Source organism: Paenibacillus sp. FSL H7-0756, assembly GCF_038006765.1.
Taxonomy (GTDB): Bacteria; Bacillota; Bacilli; order Paenibacillales; family Paenibacillaceae; genus Paenibacillus_AQ.
This window is the reverse complement of the sequence record NZ_JBBOVT010000008.1, coordinates 1-1559: the sequence shown is the minus strand read 5'-3', so window position 1 is coordinate 1559 and position 1559 is coordinate 1. Positions and strand designations below refer to the sequence as shown.

Genomic DNA, 1559 nt, shown 5'->3' with positions numbered 1-1559 from the left:
AAAGCCGGCAGTCCCGCTGAACAGCAGCAGGCCCGGGAACAATTATCTAAGATTGCGGAGGCCTTGCGGGAAATAGGACGAAGTCAAGCAGCCTACTCTGTCTATGAGAAGTATGGGAACAAGACTTATATGAAGTCCGCGAACGAACATGCGGAGCGCCAGCGGGAGCTGCTGCAGAAGCTGGGCGTGGACCCGGGCTTCTATGAAATTTAGACGTAAGTTCCCTAATATTAAGCTTAATGTTTATTCTGAAAATATGAGATAAGGAATGATAATATGAGCATAATTAAATATGAAAGAATTAGAAATTCTGTAATGTTGGACTTTGAGGAATATATTGAAGAAGAGGGTTTAAATGTGGCGCAGGTTTCAGCGAAAATTTTAGAAGAAGATTGGAGAAGAGTAAATGTTAGTTTGTTTACTAAAACATTATATTTTGTTTCTATTGCTATAGAGAGTTTGAAATATAAAGAAATTGCTGACTTTATATATTCTAAACTGGAAATTTATCTTAAAGAAACAAAGTTTGAGGAGCATATAGATAAAAACGACATTGAAAAACTGATGCAAGACATTCAAATCTGTAAAAAGCTAATTGATAATAAAGGGGAATATAAAATCAGGGAAACAAGCGATTCTACTAAAATAGGGGTAGATTACATCTTAGGTTTGAAGGCGGATTTGTTATTGTAACGAAAAAGTGGCAGGAGCTACCCAGTGTCGAATGAGCCCAATTCGACCAAAAACATAGTTAACCCATGTAATACCCGTATAAAGATTTCTTTGTTTCGGTTGTGCGTACGAAAGGCTTGAATTTCATACCCTGAATAATGCTATTCCGTTACATTGAACAGGTCGATTATGGTGAGATACAACTATGATGGGCCTGTTTTATCGGTGATATATTTTTTATGGGTTAAACCTTAAAGCGTATCGTTAATTCTGATTATCGTAACGGCGGGAAGGAAACATAACAAAGTTATCCGACATGTCAAAGTATCGAAACAAGAACAAGCCATATACGGACAAAACATGAATCAGATTACAGAGGAGACCTGCGCTAAGTTTGTTATTAATCCGCAACAAGCTGGCTTACCACACTCTAGACTTTATTCAAGGCATTACAGCACTGGACGGCATGACCATCACAGTGAAGGGCTCCATGTTCGATGATTTGAATAACTAAGACGCTGTACTCGTACTCTGGAGGTGAACTATGCAGCAGCAGGTGGACATCAAGCGGATGCTGGAGCTGGAGCAGGGAATGAAGCGCTTGAATCGCATACTGGAGGAGCAGGTCACCGGTACGGACAGAAACGTTGGTGGTTTGATCCGTTCGGTGCAGGCTGCTTATCCGGAAAGTTATGTGCAGTCTCCCTCCCGCGAGGCGATCCGGTTGCTGCAGGAGTTGGGACGGGAGGCGAAGTCGCTTAGTGAACGGTTAGAGCGCAAGCAATCAGCACTCAGATGGGCGGCTGGGCAATATCAGTCGGCAGAATCGAAAGCGCAGAGTCTGTTAAAAGCTACACCAGCATTCACCTGGAAGCAGGCAGGCAGCA

General features: G+C 42.3%; 2 protein-coding genes and 1 pseudogene. All 3 read left to right on the top strand.

Going from position 1 to position 1559, the window contains the following annotated elements:
- Positions 1-213: pseudogene (locus tag NST04_RS33960) on the top strand (hypothetical protein); the annotation flags it as partial.
- A gap of 63 nt (positions 214-276) precedes the next feature.
- Positions 277-693, top strand: a complete 417-nt coding sequence (locus NST04_RS33955; protein ID WP_341188218.1) for a hypothetical protein — start codon at positions 277-279, stop codon at positions 691-693.
- Positions 694-1216: 523 nt separating this feature from the next.
- Positions 1217-1559, top strand: a 343-nt coding sequence (locus NST04_RS33950) for a hypothetical protein (protein WP_341188217.1), incomplete at its 3' end; no start/stop codon positions are given.